General features: G+C 72.0%; 15 protein-coding genes. 11 read left to right on the top strand and 4 right to left on the bottom strand.

What is annotated here, in order from left to right; translation table 11 throughout:
- Positions 1-11: 11 nt before the first annotated feature.
- The 5 genes from panD to JD77_RS09445 all read left to right on the top strand — a co-directional run bounded on the left by panD (position 12) and on the right by JD77_RS09445 (position 5050).
- Positions 12-437 (top strand): aspartate 1-decarboxylase, encoded by a 426-nt coding sequence (panD, locus tag JD77_RS09465; RefSeq protein ID WP_145773945.1) that lies wholly within the window; start codon positions 12-14, stop codon positions 435-437.
- A gap of 125 nt (positions 438-562) precedes the next feature.
- Positions 563-1462, top strand: a complete 900-nt coding sequence (locus tag JD77_RS09460) for a septum formation family protein (RefSeq protein ID WP_145773944.1) — start codon at positions 563-565, stop codon at positions 1460-1462.
- Positions 1463-1542: 80 nt separating this feature from the next.
- Entirely contained in the window at positions 1543-3234 is a 1692-nt protein-coding gene (locus tag JD77_RS09455) for an L-aspartate oxidase (protein ID WP_145773943.1), read from the top strand.
- Between the two features lie 43 nt (positions 3235-3277).
- The gene (nadC, locus tag JD77_RS09450; protein ID WP_145773942.1) at positions 3278-4264 is read left to right on the top strand and encodes a carboxylating nicotinate-nucleotide diphosphorylase; all 987 of its coding nucleotides are present in this window, start codon (positions 3278-3280) and stop codon (positions 4262-4264) included.
- Positions 4265-4291: 27 nt separating this feature from the next.
- Entirely contained in the window at positions 4292-5050 is a 759-nt protein-coding gene (locus JD77_RS09445; RefSeq protein ID WP_145773941.1) for a type III pantothenate kinase, read from the top strand.
- 14 nt (positions 5051-5064) lie between these two features.
- Here the strand turns inward: JD77_RS09445 and JD77_RS09440 are convergent, their stop codons facing one another.
- The gene (locus JD77_RS09440; protein WP_145773940.1) at positions 5065-5805 is read right to left on the bottom strand and encodes a class I SAM-dependent methyltransferase; all 741 of its coding nucleotides are present in this window, start codon (positions 5803-5805) and stop codon (positions 5065-5067) included.
- 90 nt (positions 5806-5895) lie between these two features.
- Here JD77_RS09440 and lysS point away from each other — a divergent pair, with 90 nt between their 5' ends.
- The 3 genes from lysS to JD77_RS09425 all read left to right on the top strand — a co-directional run bounded on the left by lysS (position 5896) and on the right by JD77_RS09425 (position 11065).
- A complete protein-coding gene (gene lysS / locus JD77_RS09435; RefSeq protein ID WP_145773939.1) occupies positions 5896-7404 on the top strand; it encodes a lysine--tRNA ligase in 1509 nt (502 codons plus the stop codon).
- A 116-nt stretch (positions 7405-7520) separates the two neighbouring features.
- Positions 7521-7871, top strand: a complete 351-nt coding sequence (locus JD77_RS09430; protein WP_170286399.1) for a histone-like nucleoid-structuring protein Lsr2 — start codon at positions 7521-7523, stop codon at positions 7869-7871.
- Positions 7872-8533: 662 nt separating this feature from the next.
- On the top strand, positions 8534-11065 hold the full coding sequence (locus JD77_RS09425; protein WP_145773937.1) for an ATP-dependent Clp protease ATP-binding subunit: 2532 nt from the start codon (positions 8534-8536) through the stop codon (positions 11063-11065).
- Between the two features lie 181 nt (positions 11066-11246).
- On the opposite strand, the gene JD77_RS09420 is transcribed toward JD77_RS09425, so the two are convergent.
- Both JD77_RS09420 and JD77_RS09415 read right to left on the bottom strand, forming a co-directional pair.
- Complete coding sequence (locus JD77_RS09420; protein WP_145773015.1) at positions 11247-12569, bottom strand: IS110 family RNA-guided transposase; 1323 nt, start codon at positions 12567-12569, stop codon at positions 11247-11249.
- Between the two features lie 269 nt (positions 12570-12838).
- The gene (locus JD77_RS09415; protein ID WP_145773936.1) at positions 12839-13768 is read right to left on the bottom strand and encodes an HhH-GPD family protein; all 930 of its coding nucleotides are present in this window, start codon (positions 13766-13768) and stop codon (positions 12839-12841) included.
- A 96-nt stretch (positions 13769-13864) separates the two neighbouring features.
- On the opposite strand from JD77_RS09415, the gene JD77_RS09410 reads away from it, so the two are divergent.
- From JD77_RS09410 to JD77_RS09400, 3 genes are all read left to right on the top strand, one after another.
- Positions 13865-14377, top strand: coding sequence for a glycine cleavage system transcriptional repressor (locus JD77_RS09410; protein WP_145773935.1), 513 nt, complete (start codon positions 13865-13867; stop codon positions 14375-14377).
- Positions 14374-14934 carry a peptide deformylase gene (locus JD77_RS09405; RefSeq protein ID WP_145773934.1) on the top strand — a complete coding sequence of 187 codons (561 nt, stop codon included), beginning with the start codon at positions 14374-14376 and terminating at the stop codon, positions 14932-14934. The genes JD77_RS09410 and JD77_RS09405 overlap by 4 nt, the downstream gene beginning before the upstream one ends.
- Positions 14935-15183: 249 nt before the next feature.
- Complete coding sequence (locus tag JD77_RS09400; protein ID WP_145773933.1) at positions 15184-15900, top strand: hypothetical protein; 717 nt, start codon at positions 15184-15186, stop codon at positions 15898-15900.
- A gap of 30 nt (positions 15901-15930) precedes the next feature.
- Here the strand turns inward: JD77_RS09400 and disA are convergent, their stop codons facing one another.
- Positions 15931-17115, bottom strand: a complete 1185-nt coding sequence (gene disA / locus JD77_RS09395) for a DNA integrity scanning diadenylate cyclase DisA (protein ID WP_145773932.1) — start codon at positions 17113-17115, stop codon at positions 15931-15933.
- Positions 17116-17202 lie beyond the last annotated feature (87 nt).

Below are 17202 nucleotides of genomic sequence, written 5' to 3'. Positions count from 1 at the left end.
AAGGGCACCCCATGTACCGCACCATGCTCAAGTCCAAGATCCATCGGGCCACGGTGACCCAGGCCGACCTGCACTACGTCGGCTCGGTGACCGTCGACCAGGACCTGCTCGACGCCGCCGACCTGCTGCCGGGCGAGCAGGTGGCGATCGTGGACGTCACCAACGGGGCCCGGCTGGAGACGTACGTGATCCCGGGTGAGCGGGGCAGCGGCGTGATCGGCATCAACGGCGCCGCCGCGCACCTCGTGCACCCCGGCGACCTGGTCATCCTTATCGCGTATGGGCAGCTGGACGACGCGGAGGCGCGGACGTACCGGCCGCGGGTGGTGCACGTCGACGCCGGCAACAAGGTGATCGACCTGGGCGCGGACCCGGCCGCGGTCGCGCCCGGGACGGCGGGCGATCCGACCCCCAGCCCGCTCGCTGTCGTCGGCTGACCCGGCGGAGCCGGCGCCCGCCGACCAGGCGGGGCGGATTTCGCCCGCCTGCGCGGTCTGTCACCGGACGGTCATCTCTGGTTACCCTTGGGTCACCGTCGGAAGCTGGTGGCTGGGGAGGCCCGATGCGCCGTGCGCTGACCGCTGTGTTCGCGGCCCTGGTCGCGGTGGCGCCCCTGGCCGGGTGCGGCGCCGCCGCGGGAATCGACGGCGACCTGACCGACGACTGGGCCGTCCCGCCGCCCGCCGGGCCGTTCGTCCCGGCGGCCGGGGTGTGCCAGGTCGCCGACTTCACCGACGTGGTCACCCTGGCGGCGTACGAGCCGGTGGAGTGCGCCGTCGCGCACCGGGTGGAGACCGTGCACGTGGGGGTCTTCCGGGCCGGCCGGGGCGGGCCGCCCGCCGCCGACTCGGCCGAGCTGCGGTCCGCGTTCGCCGACTGCGACGCGCAGGCCAGCGGGTACGTCGGGGACGACTGGCGGGCCGGCCGGCTGCGGCTGGCGGTGGCGCTGCCGTCGCCGGTGGGGTGGGCGTCCGGCGCCCGGTGGTACCGCTGCGACCTGGTCGAGGTCGACACGGTCGAGGCGGGAGCCAAGGTGGTGAGTCGCACCGGCAGCCTCCGGGACACCCTGAAGGCGCCCGCCTCACCGCTGCGGCTGGGCTGCCACCGCACCGCCGCCGACGCCGGACGGGGGCCGCAGGCGCTGGTGCCGGTGGCGTGCGGGACCCGGCACGACGCCGAGTTCGTCGGGGTGTGGAAGGCACCGGACAAGCCGTACCCGGCCCGGGACGCCGACTGGATTCCGCTGTACGCCGGCTGCCGTTCGGTCCTCGCCCGCTACGTCGGCGTGCCGGACGACGACGACCTGCGCTTCCGCAGCGGCGTGGTGGTCCGCCCGCCGGGGGCCGGCCGCTGGCGGGTCGGCGACCGGGGCGTCCGCTGCTACCTGTGGCTCAGCGACCGTACGGTCACCGCCTCGCTCCGGGGCGCCGGTCCGGCGGGGCTCCCCGTCCGGACGAAGTGACCCTGGTCGCGTCCCGTAGCCCAAACCACTCGTCCCGCCCCCGCTGCGCGGAGCGAGAATCCTTCGGGTTGACTGTGCTCATGGACGTTCCGACAGTTGGCCTGCCCGCCCTGCCGTCGCTGCTGGCCGCGCCCGCGCCCGGCTGGGTGGAGACGACGGACGTGGTCGTGGTCGGCTCCGGGGTGGCCGGGTTGACCGCCGCGCTGCATTTGCGCGAGACCGGCCTGCACGTCACCGTGGTCACGAAGGTCAACATCGACGACGGCTCGACCCGCTGGGCGCAGGGCGGCATCGCCGCGGTGCTCGACCCGGCGGACACGCCGGCCGCGCACGCCTCGGACACCGAGATCGCCGGCGTCGGGCTCTGCGACCCGGCCGCCGTACGGGTGCTGGTGGAGGAGGGGCCGACCCGGCTGCGGGAGCTGATGCGGATCGGCGCGCAGTTCGACCGCAACCCGGACCGTTCGCTCATGCTCACCCGGGAGGGCGGGCACCGGGCGGACCGCATCGTGCACGCGGGCGGCGACGCCACCGGCGCGGAGGTGCAGCGGGCCCTGCACGCGGCCGTCTGCCGCGACCCGTGGATCCGCCTGGTCGAGCACGCCCTCGTGCTGGACCTGCTGCGCGCCCCCGGCGACGGCCCGGGTGGGCTCGGCCCGGCCTGCGGGATCACGCTGCACGTGCTCGGCGAGGGCAGCGAGGACGGCGTCGGCGCGATCCTGGCCCGCGCCGTGGTGCTCGCCACCGGCGGGATGGGCCAGATCTTCTCCGCCACCACCAACCCGGCGGTCTCCACCGGCGACGGGGTAGCCCTGGCCATGCGGGCCGGCGCGGACGTCACCGACGTGGAGTTCGTCCAGTTCCACCCGACCGCCCTGATCACCCCGCCGGGCGCGGGCGTGCCCGGGGCCGGTAGGGCGCAGCAGCCGCTGGTCTCCGAGGCGTTGCGCGGCGAGGGGGCGTACCTGGTCGACGGGGACGGCAAGCGGTTCATGGTCGGCCAGCACGAGCTGGCCGAGCTGGCCCCCCGGGATGTGGTGGCCAAGGGCATCCACCGGGTGCTGCTGGCCACCGGCGCGGACCACGTGTACCTCGACGCCCGGCACCTCGGCGGGGACTACCTGGCCGGGCGTTTTCCCACCATCGTCGCGTCCTGCCTCGCCATCGGCGTGGACCCGGCCGCCGACCTGATCCCGGTGGCCCCGGCCGCCCACTACGCCTCCGGCGGCGTCCGTACGGACCTGCGCGGCCGCACCTCCATCCCCGGCCTGTACGCCTGCGGCGAGGTGGCCTGCACGGGCGTCCACGGCGCGAACCGGCTGGCCAGCAACTCGCTGCTGGAGGGGCTGGTCTTCTCCCGCCGGATCGCCGAGGACGTGGCCACCGGCCTGCCCGAGCAGGCCCGCCCGGCGCCCACGGGCGCCTGGGTCGGCGGTGCCGGCTGGGTGGTGCCGGCCGGGGGCACGCCGGTGCTGCAACGGGCGATGACCCGGGGCGCCGGGGTGCTCCGCTCGGCGGACACGCTCGCCGCCGCCGCGCACACCCTCGGCGAACTGGGCGAGGGCCGGGGCACCCCGCGTACCGCGGACTGGGAGGCGACGAACCTGGTCACCGTCGCGTCGGCGCTGGTGGCGGCCGCGTACGCCCGCCGGGAGACGCGGGGCTGCCACTGGCGGGAGGACTTCCCGACGGCCGACGAGCGGTGGCTGGGCCACATCGTCGGGGCGATCGGGGCGCAGGGCAGGCTGACCTCACGGTGGGAGGGGGCATGAGCCGGTTCTGCGGGCCCCACGGCGGCGAAATGAGGAGTCATCCATGAGGGAGTCGACGGAGCAGGCGTTGCGGGCCGGCGGGCTGGACCCGGCACAGGTGCGCGGGGTGATCGTCGCGGCGTTGGCGGAGGACCTTGGCCCGGACTTCCTCGACGTCACCAGCGTCGCCACGATCCCGGCCGCCCAGACCGACACGGCCGACCTGGTGGCCCGCGTCGACGGGGTGGTGGCCGGGCTGGCCGTCGCCGCGGCGGTGTTCGAGCTGGTCGGCGAGGTGACCGGCTTCCCGGCCGGCTCCGGCGGCGCCGAGGCGGGCGCGACCGACGTGACGACGGGCGGGCCGCAGCCGGCGGCCGGCCCGGTCGACGCGGCACCCGGCGCCGCGGTCGAGGTGTCGCTGGTGGCCCGCGACGGCCAGCGGGTGGCCCGCGGCGACGTGCTCGCCACGGTCACCGGGCCGACCCGGCTGCTGCTCACCGCCGAGCGGACCGCGCTCAACCTGCTCTGCCGGATGTCCGGGGTGGCCACCCACACCCGGGCCTGGGCGGACGCGCTGGCCGGCACCAAGGCGATGGTGCTGGACACCCGCAAGACCACCCCGGGGCTGCGGGCGCTGGAGAAGTACGCGGTCCGGGCCGGCGGCGGCACCAACAAGCGGATGGGTCTGCACGACGTCGCCATGATCAAGGACAACCACAAGTTCGCCGCCGGGGGCGTGGCGGCGGCCTACCGCCGGGTCCGGGAGACGTTCCCCGACGTGCCGGTGCAGGTGGAGGTGGACACGCTGGCCGAGGCGGTGGAGGCGGTCGAGGCCGGCGCGGACTTCCTGCTGCTGGACAACATGTCCCCGGCCACGCTGAAGACGGTGGTCGCCGCGGTGGGGGAGCGGGCCGAGCTGGAGGCGACCGGCGGGCTCACCCTGGACGTGGCCGCGGCGTACGCGGCGACGGGCGTGGACTACCTGTCGGTGGGGGCGCTGACCCACTCATCGCCGATCCTGGACATCGCACTGGACCTGCGGACGGAATGAGGGGCGGCCGGCGTCTAGGCTGCGGGCGTGCTGCTCTGCATCGACATCGGAAACACCAACACCGTGCTGGCGACCTTCGACGGCGACAAGCTGGTGCACTCCTGGCGGATCAAGACCGACGCCCGCTCCACGGCGGACGAGCTGGGCCTGATGTTCCGGGGGCTGCTCGCCGGTGACGCCGTGGAGATCACCGGGGTGGCCGCCTGCTCGACCGTGCCGGCCGCGCTGCGCTCGCTGCGTACGATGCTGGCCCGCTACTACGCCGACCTGCCGAGCGTGGTCGTCGAGCCGGGGGTGCGTACGGGCGTGCAGCTCGCGATCGACAACCCGAAGGAGGTGGGCGCCGACCGGGTGGTGAACACCCTGGCCGCGTACACCCTGTTCGGCGGCCCGTCGATCGTCGTCGACTTCGGCACCACCACGAACTTCGACGTGATCAGCGGTCGGGGCGAGTTCCTCGGCGGGGCGTTCGCCCCGGGCATCGAGATCTCCTTCGACGCCCTCGCGGCGCGCGCCGCCCAGCTGCGCAAGGTGGAGGCGGCCAAACCGCGCTCGGTGATCGGCAAGAACACCGTCGAGTGCCTCCAGTCCGGCCTGTACTTCGGCTTCGCCGGGCAGGTCGACCGGATCGTCGAGCGGATGACCGAGGAACTGGGCGGGGTGAAGGCGGTGATCGCGACCGGCGGGCTGGCCTCGCTGGTCATCGGCGAGTGCTCCACCATCACCCACCACGAGCCGATGATCACCCTGATCGGGCTCCGCATGGTGTACGAGCGCAACGTGTGACGGGCCCTTCCGGGTCACCGGCGCCGGGCGCGGAACACCACCGTCCGGTACGGCAGCTCGACCGTCGCCCGCCCGGCCACGTCGGGCTGGGTGGCGAAGAGATCCCACAGCTCCCGGTCGATCCGGTCCTGCTCCTGGCGGGACGCGGTCAGCCAGTACGAGCGGGTGTGCAGCATCCCGACCACCTCGTCCGGGGTCAGCACGGTCGCGTGGCCGAACTCGCCCAGCTCCGCCGCCTCGAAGGCCGGGCCGAACTCGCCGTACCTCTCGGTCACGTCGCCCGCGTTGTCGTCGAGGTGGGCGATGCGACTCAGCTCGGCCACCCAGGCGACCCGCTCGTCCCGGGTGTTCCAGATCGGGGCGAACACCCCGCCGGGCCGGAGCACCCGGGCGATCTCGCGGTGCGTCGGCTCCCGGTCGAACCAGTGGTACGCCTGGCCGACCAGCACGGCGTCGGCGGCGCCGTCGGGGAGGGGCACCGACTCGGCGCTGCCCGCGAGCGCGGTCACGCCGGGCGTCGCGGCGGCGAGCTGGGCGCGCATCCCCGGGTCTGGCTCGACCGGCACCACCTCGTGGCCGAGGGCGAGCAGGGCACGGGACAGGATGCCGGTGCCGGCGCCGAGGTCGACCACGCGGACGGGCGCGTCGAGCCCGTCGAGCGCCCACCGTACCGCCGCCTCCGGATACCGCGGGCGGAAGCGGTCGTAGTCGGCGGCCGCCGCGCCGAACGAGAGCGCCTGAGTGGGGTGGGTCATGCCGGGCAGGTTATCGCGTAACGGCCCGCGGGTGGCTTGAGTACGCTCGGGGGCTGACCCCGCCGAAATCCTTAGCTGAGGAAGCGTGCCGTGACCGAGCAGAACGTGGTGCCAGTCGACCCCGCCGACGACCTTCCCGAGCAGATGAAGGTCCGCCGGGAGAAGCGGGACCGGATGCTCGCCGAGGGCGTGGAGCCGTACCCCGTCGGATACCCCCGGACCAGCACCCTGGCGCAGGTCCGCGAGAAGTACGCCGAGCTGCCCACGGACACGGCCACCGGCGACCGGGTCGCGGTCACCGGCCGGGTCATCTTCGTACGCAACACCGGCAAGCTCTGCTTCGCCACGCTGCGGGACGGCGACGGCACCGAACTGCAGGCGATGCTCTCGCTGGACCGGGTGGGCGCGACGCGCCTGGAGGACTGGAAGCGCCTGGTCGACCTCGGCGACCACGTCGGGGTGACCGGCGAGGTGATCACCAGCCGCCGGGGCGAGCTGTCGGTGCTGGCCGACGAGTGGACGGTGACGGCGAAGGCGCTGCGCCCGCTGCCCGTGGCGCACAAGCCGCTCAGCGAGGAGGCACGCGTCCGGCAGCGGTACGTCGACCTCGTCGTCCGGCCCCAGGCGCGGCAGATGGTACGCACCCGCGCCGCGGCCGTGCGCTCCCTGCGCGACACGATGCACGGGGAGGGCTTCATCGAGGTGGAAACCCCGATGCTCCAGCTGCTGCACGGCGGCGCGGCGGCCCGGCCATTCGTGACCCACAGCAATGCGTTGGACACCGATCTGTATCTGCGAATCGCGCCGGAACTGTTTCTCAAGCGCGCCGTCGTCGGCGGTGTCGACCGGGTCTTCGAGATCAACCGCAACTTCCGTAATGAGGGGGTCGACTCTTCGCACTCGCCGGAGTTCGCGATGCTGGAGGCGTACCAGGCGTACGCGGACTACGACACCATGGCGGTGCTCACCCGTAATCTCGTGCAGCAGGCCGCCATCGCCGTCGGCGGATCGACGGTGGTGACGCACGCGGATGGCCGGGAGTTCGATCTGGGCGGGGAGTGGCGGTCGGTCACACTGTTCGGTGTCCTTTCCGAGGCGCTCGGCGAGGAGGTCACCGTCCGCACGGAGCGCGCCCGCCTCGTCGAGTACGCCGACAAGGTCGGGCTGGCCGTGGACCCCAAGTGGGGGCCGGGCAAGCTGGCCGAGGAGTTGTTCGAGGAACTGGTCGTGCCGGGGCTGCAGGAGCCCACGTTCGTCCGGGACTACCCGGAGGAGACGAGCCCGCTGACCCGCGGCCACCGCAGCGAGCCGGGGCTGGCCGAAAAGTGGGACCTCTACGTGCTCGGGTTCGAGCTGGGCACGGCGTACTCGGAGCTGGTCGACCCGGTCGTGCAGCGCGAACGGCTGGTCGCCCAGGCGCAGCTCGCCGCCCGCGGCGACGACGAGGCGATGCGGCTGGACGAGGACTTTCTCCGGGCCATCGAGTACGGAATGCCGCCGTCCGGGGGCATGGGAATGGGAATCGACCGCCTGTTGATGGCCCTCACGGGGCTCGGAATTCGGGAAACCATCCTCTTCCCGTTGGTCCGGCCGGAGTAGCCACCCGGCCCCCACGGGCGGGCGGATACCGCGTCCTATTGACGTGACAAGCATCGGGCGGGTTATTGTGCTCTCAGATTGGTGCAGGTACACCCTGCTCGAAAGGAATGTGGGACGTGGCCAAGCAAATCATTCACAAGCTGGTCGATGACCTGGACGGCGGGGACGCTGACGAGACCGTCAAGTTCGCGCTCGACGGTGTTCAGTACGAGATCGACCTCTCCAGCGCCAACGCCGAGAAATTGCGCGAGGTTTTCGCGCCGTACGTCGGCGCCGGCGCCAAGGTGGGCCGGGGCGGCGTGGTGGTGGGTGGCCGGGCCGCGCGCGGCCGGGGTGGTGCCACCGCCGACCGCGAGCAGAACAAGGCGATCCGTGAGTGGGCCAAGAAGGAAGGCCGGGAGATTTCCGACCGGGGCCGGATCCCCCAGGAGATCGTCGACGAGTACCACTCGAAGGCCGGTCGCTGACCCGACGGCCGTCGGCCTGGGTTTCCGCCCGCCGCCTGAGCGCGTAGGGCGATCCCGGGGACAGACCCGACACGGGCGACACGGACGCCGGCCCGGAGCACATCTCCGGGCCGGCGTCGCCGTGTCCGGGGTCCTCCGTGCCGGCATCGGCCTGTGTGCCGCCAGCAGCCGCCGGCTGACCCCTGTCCAGCAGGCGGCATCGGCCTGTGTGTCGGTTATCGGCCTCCGGGCCGCCATCGGCCCCGCCGGTCAGGACGAGGGCTCGGCCGCCCATACCGAGCGGCCCGGGCGGGAAGAACCCGGCCGTCGTCGGCGTTGTCCACAGCCGGTGGAGATTCTGTCCACAGCCTGTGGATTGCGGTCCGCCCGGCCCGGCGAGGGCCCGGCCGTGGCGGAGGAGTCCCGGGCCCCCAGCGGGCCGGCTCACCGGCGATCCCGAATTTCGCTCTGCGCGTACAGCAGGAGGTACCGGAACACCTCCTGAGCGCGGACGGTTGTCTGTAACGACGCGTACCCGCCTTCCGCCGAGGACACACGACCTCAGCGGAGTCGGTCCGCGACGATAGAGTAAGGAGGCACGGACGCCCATCCCGGACGTCCGCGCACCGGCCCCGCCGAGATCTGACCCATCAAGGCGCACGGCACGTGAGGAGCACGAGGGCATGTTCGAGCGGTTCACCGACCGAGCGCGACGGGTTGTCGTCCTGGCCCAGGAAGAGGCCCGGATGCTCAACCACAACTACATCGGTACGGAGCACATCCTGTTGGGCCTGATCCATGAGGGTGAGGGCGTGGCGGCCAAGGCCCTGGAGAGCCTCGGCATCTCGTTGGAGGGTGTGCGTCAGCAGGTCGAGGAGATCATCGGCCAGGGCCAGCAGGCGCCGAGCGGGCATATTCCGTTCACGCCGCGGGCGAAGAAGGTGTTGGAGCTGTCGCTGCGTGAGGCGTTGCAGCTGGGGCACAACTACATCGGCACGGAGCACATCCTGCTCGGTCTGATCCGTGAGGGTGAGGGCGTCGCCGCGCAGGTTCTCGTGAAGCTCGGTGCGGACCTGAACCGGGTGCGGCAGCAGGTGATCCAGTTGCTCTCCGGCTATCAGGGTAAGGAGCCGGCGGCGGCGGGTACCGCGACGGGTGAGGCCGCCCCGTCGACCAGCCTGGTGCTGGACCAGTTCGGTCGGAACCTGACCCAGGCTGCCCGGGAGGGCAAGCTCGACCCGGTGATCGGGCGGGAGAAGGAGATCGAGCGGGTCATGCAGGTGCTGTCCCGCCGCACGAAGAACAACCCCGTGCTGATCGGCGAGCCCGGCGTCGGTAAGACCGCCGTAGTGGAGGGCCTGTCCCAGAAGATCATCAAGGGTGAGGTGCCCGAGACGCTGAAGGACAAGCAGCTCTACACCCTCGACCTGGGTGCCCTCGTGGCCGGTTCCCGCTACCGCGGTGACTTCGAGGAGCGCCTGAAGAAGGTCCTCAAGGAGATCCGCACCCGCGGCGACATCATCCTGTTCATCGACGAGATCCACACCCTGGTGGGTGCGGGTGCCGCGGAGGGTGCGATCGACGCGGCGAGCATCCTGAAGCCGATGCTGGCCCGCGGCGAGTTGCAGACCATCGGCGCGACGACCCTGGATGAGTACCGCAAGCACCTGGAGAAGGACGCGGCGTTGGAGCGGCGGTTCCAGCCGATCCAGGTGGGTGAGCCGTCGTTGGCCCACACGATCGAGATTTTGAAGGGTTTGCGGGACCGGTACGAGGCGCACCACCGGGTGTCGATCACCGACGCCGCGCTGGTGGCCGCCGCCACGCTGGCCGACCGGTACATCTCGGATCGGTTCCTGCCGGACAAGGCGATCGACCTGATCGACGAGGCGGGTGCGCGGATGCGGATCCGCCGGATGACCGCTCCGCCGGACCTGCGGGACTTCGACGAGCGGATCGCGCAGGTGCGTCGGGACAAGGAGTCCGCGATCGACGCGCAGGACTTCGAGCGTGCCGCCCAGTTGCGGGACAAGGAGAAGCAGTTGCTGGGTCAGAAGGCGCAGCGGGAGAAGGAGTGGAAGGCCGGCGACCTGGACGTCGTCAGTGAGGTTGACGACGAGCAGATCGCCGAGGTGCTGGGTAACTGGACCGGTATCCCGGTGTACAAGCTGACCGAGGAGGAGACCTCTCGGCTGCTGCGGATGGAAGACGAGCTGCACAAGCGGGTCATCGGTCAGGAGGACGCGGTCAAGGCCGTGTCGAAGGCGATCCGTCGTACGCGTGCCGGGTTGAAGGACCCGAAGCGGCCGTCGGGGTCGTTCATCTTCGCCGGCCCGTCGGGTGTGGGTAAGACCGAGTTGTCCAAGGCGCTCGCCGAGTTCCTGTTCGGCTCGGAGGACGCGTTGATCCAGTTGGACATGTCGGAGTTCCACGACCGGTACACGGTGTCCCGCCTGGTGGGTGCGCCTCCCGGGTACGTCGGCTACGACGAGGGTGGGCAGCTGACGGAGAAGGTGCGCCGGCGTCCGTTCTCGGTGGTGCTGTTCGACGAGATCGAGAAGGCCCACCCGGATGTGTTCAACACGCTGCTGCAGATCCTGGAGGACGGTCGGCTCACCGACGGTCAGGGACGGATCGTGGACTTCAAGAACACGGTGATCATCCTGACCACGAACCTGGGCACCCGGGATGTGGCCAAGGCCGTGTCGTTGGGCTTCCAGGCGTCGGAGGACCAGGAGTCGAACTACGACCGGATGAAGCAGAAGGTCAACGACGAGCTCAAGCAGCACTTCCGGCCGGAGTTCCTGAACCGTATCGATGACACGATCGTGTTCCACCAGCTGCGTCAGACCGAGATCCTGTCGATCGTCGACATCATGATCGCCCGGATCGAGACCCAGCTGCGGAACAAGGACATGGGCCTCGAGCTGACCGACAACGCGAAGAAGTATCTCGCCACGAAGGGCTTCGACCCCGTCCTCGGCGCCCGGCCGCTGCGCCGCACGATCCAGCGTGACATCGAGGACAACCTGTCCGAACGGATCCTGTTCAACGAACTGACCCCCGGACAGATCGTCGTCGTCGACTGCGAAGGCGACCCCAACAACACCGACAAGTCCACACTCGTCTTCCGCGGAGCCGACAAACCGGTCGACGTACCGGACGCCGTCCCCGCCGACCTCGGCGGCGCCGCCACCACAGGAGCCGACGAGTAAAGACGAACGACAGGGCGACGGCCCCGGCTGGCGAGAGCCACCGGGGCCGTCGCCTTGCCGCCTCCCATGCCCGCCAACCCTCCGCGATCTGACCGGTAAATGACCTGTACCACGACGGGTTTTGGGCGCGGTGGGCTGGCCCGGTGTTGATGGCCAGCCCGGGCGGGGTGGGGGTGTGGGGTCAGGTTGTCGGTTGCAGGGTGACGGTGTGGCCGAGGGCTTCGAGTTGCCGGACCAGGCTGTTGATCTTCCGGGTGGTGTTGATACGGCGTTCGTGGAAGTCGGCGCCGAGATCGTGGTAACGGGCGGTTGGGTCGTTGAGCAGGTGCCAGATGATCACGAGGATGGAGCGGGCGACGGCGACCTTGGCCTTGCCTTTGCCTCGACGTGTGACCAGACGCCGGTAGCGTTCGGACAGGAACGTTCCCTTGCCGCGGGCGACGGTGGCTGCGGCCATACCGAGGGCGCCTTTGAGGTACGGATTGCCTTTGCCTGTCTTGCCCGCGGTGAGGCTGGTACCGGACTGGATGGTGCGCGGACACAGCTTCGCCCAGGACACCAGGTGCGCCGCGGTGGGGAACCGTGTCATGTCCAGACCGATCTCGGCGATGATCAGTTGCGCGGACTCGGTGCTGATGCCCGGGATCTCGGCCAGGCGCCGCCGGGCGTCTGGCGCCGGGGTGTCGCCGTCGCCGCCGCCCGGCTGGGACGGTGGGTCGATGTCGTCGAGTATCTGCCCGATCCGTGTGGTGAGTTTCGCGATCTCGGTGTCGAGGCGGTCGATCTGGTCGAGCAGGATCCGGGCCAACTCGCCGTGATGGTCGTCGAAGCGGCCGGTGAGTGCCTCGATGAGGGCGTTGCGTTTGCGGCGCAGCGCTCCGTGGGCCAGCGAGGCGAGGGTCGCCGGATCACGTTGACCGGCGATCAACGCCTCAACCATGTCCCGCGTCGACACCGTCCGCAGGGTGGAGGCCACCGACGACACCTTGATCAGGGCGTCTTCAAGCAGTTTCTCCAACCTCGACCAGTAGCGGGTCCGGTCCCGGACCAGATCCACCCGCATCCGGGTGTAGTCACGCAACACCCGCACCGGAGCCGCAGGCACGAACGAGGGCCGCAACAGGCCCTTCTCGGTGAGCTTGGCCAACCACACCGCGTCCAGCTTGTCGGTCTTCGGCCGCCCGGGCACGTTCTTGACGTCACGGGCGTTGACCAACTGCACGTCCAACCCGGCTGCCTCGAACAGGTAGAACCAGATCCGCCAGTAGTCCGACGTGCTTTCCACGGTGACCTTCTCCACCCCCGCCGCCACCAGATCGGCGGCAAGGTCACTGACCGCGTTCGTGGTCGCCGTCACCTGCCACACCCGGCTCACCCGCCGCCCACCCGCGGCGGGTAGCCGGGTACACACCATCCCCGACTCCTTGGCCACATCGACCGCACACACCCGCTCCCAGACCTTCTCGCTGTCAGCGTCCGGGATCTCTTCGGGTAACCCGCGCATCCGCCCGCGTCCCTCCTCACCGTGATCGACCAGTGGGTAGGTCGCCCGGGGGCCTCGGTCGGGAACCGAAAATCTGACCGGCGTGCTCGAAGCAACAGTGCGTGACCCACAAGAGTCCGGGCCCCGGCGCCAGACTTGCAGACGGCCTCAACTAGACCAAGATCGATCGGCGTCGGCGGGCGACCTGTCCACCATTTTCACGCCTGCGAGGCGTCCCGAAAAGACCGGGTGACTTGCACTTGCGGCCCCGGCAAATCCGGCAAACCACCCTATACCGAGGGCCGAAAGTGCAAGATCGCGGGGAATGTCGGTGCGGGCGGGCCGTCGCCGGTCAGGCGGAACGACGAGGCGCCGGCCGCCTCGACCAAGCCGTCCTGCACCAGCCCGGCCAGGGCCCGGGACCGTTGCACGTCGTCGGCCCACACCTGGTCGAGCCGCTGGTGCGGCACCGGGCCGGTGGCCTCCCGCAGCACGGCCAGCAGCAGCCCGCGTACCTGGCGGTCGGTGCCCGCGTACCGCTGCGGGCGTCGCGTCGGGCCGGCCGGCGCCTCCTGGCCGGACGCCCGCCACGCGCAGACCGCCTCCACGGGGCACACCGCGCAGCGCGGTGACCGGGCGGTGCAGACCACCGCCCCGAGTTCCATGAACGCGGCGCTCGCCAGGGCCGCCTCGGCAGGCTCCTCCGGCAGCAGTTCCTCGCAGGCCACCAGGTCGGCCGGGCGGGTGGCCGGACCGGCGTCCGGCTCGCCGGCGATCGCCCGGCAGACCACCCGCCGCACGTTGGTGTCGACCACCGGGTGCCGCTGCCCGTACGCGAACGCGGCCACCGCCCGGGCCGTGTAGGTGCCCACCCCCGGCAGCGCCAGCAGTTGGTCCAGCCGGTCCGGAACCTCCCCGCCGTGTCGCTCCACGATCGCCACGGCGCACTCGCGTAGCCGCACCGCCCGGCGGGGATAGCCCAGCCGCCCCCACATCCGAATCGCCTCGGCCGGCGTGTCCGCGGCCAGCGCGGCGGGCGTCGGCCACCGCTCCAGCCACGCGGTCCAGGCCGGGAGCACCCGTGCCACCGGCGTCTGCTGGAGCATGACCTCGCTGACCAGGATCGCCCACGCGCCGACGCCGGGCTCGCGCCACGGCAGGTCGCGGGCGTTCTTCTCGTACCAGCGGCTGACGAGGGCCGCGAAGGTGGGCTCAGACATGGCGTCGCCGATCATGTCACGGTCGAGGTTCCCGCAGGTTGGGCGGGCCGGGCGGGGCGACGCCGGGTCGCGGGCCGGATCGGGCAGAATGCCCGGATGAACGAGCTCGCGATCACCGTCATCGGCCGGGACCGGCCGGGCATCGTCGCCGACGTCGCCGAGGTGCTCGCCCGGCTCGGCGCGAACCTCACCGACTCGACCATGACCCGGCTGCGGGGCCACTTCGCGATGACCCTCATCTGCGTGGGCCCGGCCACCGCCGAGGTCGAGGCCGCCCTGGCCCCGCTCGCCGCCGACGGCCAACTCCTGGCCACCGTACGGGCGGTCACCCCCGACGGCGCGACCCCGCTGACCGGCGAGCCGTACGTGCTCGCGGTACACGGCGCGGACCGAATGGGCATCGTCGCGGCGATGACCCGCGTGCTGGCCGACGCCGGCGGCAACGTCACCGACCTGAGCACCCGGCTCACCGGCTCCCTGTACGTGGTGGTCGCCGAGGTCGAGCTGCCGCCGGGGAGCAGCGACGAGGTGGCCGGCAGGTTGACGCGTACGGCGGCGGAGTTGGGCGTCGGCGTCAGCCTCCGCCCGGCCGACCCGGACCTGCTGTGACAGGCGAGTACACGGGCCTCGGCGGCTGGGCCCCCGACGCGCTCGGCGTGCCCGGCGAGGTGCGCCCGGTGGTCGCCGCGCCCGACCCGGTGCTCAGCCGCCCCGGGCCGGAGGTGGACCCCACCTCCGCCGAGGTGGTTCAGCTCGCCGCCGACCTGGTCGCCACGATGCGGGTCTCGCCGGGCTGCGTGGGCCTCGCCGCCCCCCAGGTGGGGGTCGGTGCCCAGGTGTTCGCCGTGGACGTCACCGGCCACCCGAAGGCGGTCACCGTGCACGGGACCTTCGTGCTGTGCAACGCGCGGGTCGTGGAGGCGAGCCGGTGGAAGGCGGGCAGGGAGGGGTGCATGTCCGTGCCCGACCTCACCGGGGACGTCAAGCGGGCCAGCCGGCTGGTGGTCGAGGGGGCGCTGCCGGGCACGGGGGCGCCGGTGCGGCTGGTCACGGACGGGTTCGAGGCGCGGGCGTTGCAGCACGAGATCGACCACTGCGCCGGGCTGCTCTTCCTGGACCGGGTGGCCGGCGCGCACGCGATCTACCAGCGCAAGGTCTACCTGTGACGCCGCCGCGCCGTCCGCCGGCCGGAAAGCGGGCGGTGCGGCGGAGACCCTGGCGGCGGTGCTGCACCGGGTCGGCCGTCACGCCCGCACCGTCCGCAGGTCCGTCGGCCGGGCCCGTGGCCGGGACGTCGCCGCCCACCGGGCCGCGGGCCGCGTGTGTCGTGAGTGGAGGGTTGCGGGGGTGAGCGGAGGGCGGCTCGGCGCGTCGCGCCGGACGAGCGCGCGTCGCGCCGCTACGGTGGGGGCATCATGCGTCTGACCGTCGGCCCCCTGCCCCCCGCCGTGTACTGGCGGCGTCGCGTCGTCGTGCTCGGAGCGGGGCTTCTCTTCCTGATTGTCCTGCTCTACTCGTGCAGCAGGACGGGCAACGGCGGCACCACGCCGCAGGCCCAGACGACACCGACCACCGCGGTGACGCCCGACGCCGGCCAGTCCGCGTCGCCGGACCCGAGCGCCTCGGTGCTGGCTCCGCAGACCGGCGCGCCGCCCGCCGGCGGCGCGGACGGCTCCGGCGAGCCGTCGTCCGGGCCGGGCGAGAACGCCGCGCCGGCCGTCCCCGCGGCGGACGGCAGCACGTGTACCGACGTGGAGATCTCCGTGACCCCGGTGCCGCTGCCCGCGAGGGCCCAGCGGGGCACCGTGGTCGGCCTGCAACTGAAGATCAAGAACAGGTCGGACCGCACGTGCAGCCGGGACGTCGGCGCGGACATGCAGGAGCTGTACATCAAGTCGGGCGCGGAGAAGGTGTGGTCCTCCGATACCTGCGGCAACGCCAAGGGCTCCGATGTGCAGTCGTTCACGCCCAGCTTCGAGCGGTCGTACCAGGTGGACTGGAACGGAAAGTACAGCAGCAAGTGCGCGAACGGGGTCGCCAGCGGTGACTTCGTGCCGGCCGGGACGTACCAGGTCTTCGGGCGGGTCGACACCAAGCTGAGCGAGCCGGTCAAGCTCACCATCACGAACTGACCGGCGGGGCCCCGTGGCCCGCCCGGCCGGTCAGACGTAACGCTCCAGGATGGACGCCTCGGCGAGCCGGGACAACCCCTCCCGGACGCCGCGGGCGCGGGCGTCGCCGACCCCCTCCACCGCCTGCAGATCCTCCACCGTGGCGCCGAGCAGCCGCTGGAGGCTGCCGAAGTGCACCACCAGCCGGTCGACGATCGCCACCGGCAGCCGGGGCACCTTGGCCAGCAGCCGGAAGCCGCGCGGGCTGACGGCCGCGTCCAGCGCGTCGGAGGCCGACGGGTAGCCGATCGCCTTGGCGACCGACACCAGGTCGATCAGCTCGGTGGCGCCGAGCAGGTCCAGCTCCACCAGCGCCTCGTCCAGCGTGCGCGGCTTGCGGCCGCTGGGCAGGTAGTCCCGGATGACCAGGGTGCGGTCGGCGTCGACGCCGGCCATCAGCTCGTCGAGCTGAAGGGCGAGCAGCCGGCCGTCGGTGCCCAGCTCCACCACGTACCCGGCGATCTCGTCGGCGATCCGGCGGACCATCTCCAGCCGCTGCACCACCGCGACCGCGTCCCGGACGGTGACCAGGTCCTCGATCTCCAGTGCGGAAAGGGTGCCGGAGACCTCGTCCAGGCGCAGCTTGTAGCGCTCCAGGGTCGCCAGGGCCTGGTTGGCCCGGGACAGGATGGCCGCAGAGTCGTCCAGCACGTGCCGCTGGCCGTTGACGTAGAGGCTGATGATCCGCATGGACTGGCTGACCGAGATGACGGGGTAGCCCGTCTGCCGGGCCACCCGCTCGGCGGTGCGGTGCCGGGTGCCGGACTCCTCGGTGGGGATGGACGGGTCCGGCATCAGGTGCACGGCCGCCCGGACGATCCGGGTGCCGTCGCTGGACAGCACGACCGCGCCGTCCATCTTGCACAGCTCGCGCACGCGGGTCGCGGAGAACTCGACGTCGAGCGGGAAGCCGCCGGTGCAGATCTGCTCGACGACCTTGTCGTAGCCGAGGACGATCAGCGCCCCCGTCCGCCCGCGCAGGATCCGCTCCAGGCCGTCGCGGAGCGCCGTGCCCGGCGCCATCAGCGCGAGGTTGGCCCGCAGCGGGTCGCCGCCCGCGCCGCCGATGCTCCCGGTCACGCTGACGCTGATCGGACGGGCGGGCGAGCCCACGGCGCCGGTGCGGGCATGGGGTGTCGCGCCTGCGGTTCTGCTGGCATCGCGGTCGATCGGCACGGGCACAGTCTACGGACTGCCGTGCGGTGGGTGCTGTCGCGGTTACTGTGATGTGTCACGATGCGACCCGATGATCGGGCCGGGCGG

The organism is Micromonospora olivasterospora, assembly GCF_007830265.1.
Taxonomy (GTDB): domain Bacteria; phylum Actinomycetota; class Actinomycetes; order Mycobacteriales; family Micromonosporaceae; genus Micromonospora; species Micromonospora olivasterospora.
Note: the sequence above shows the minus strand (reverse complement) of the source record. Positions and strands in the feature narration are given on the sequence as shown.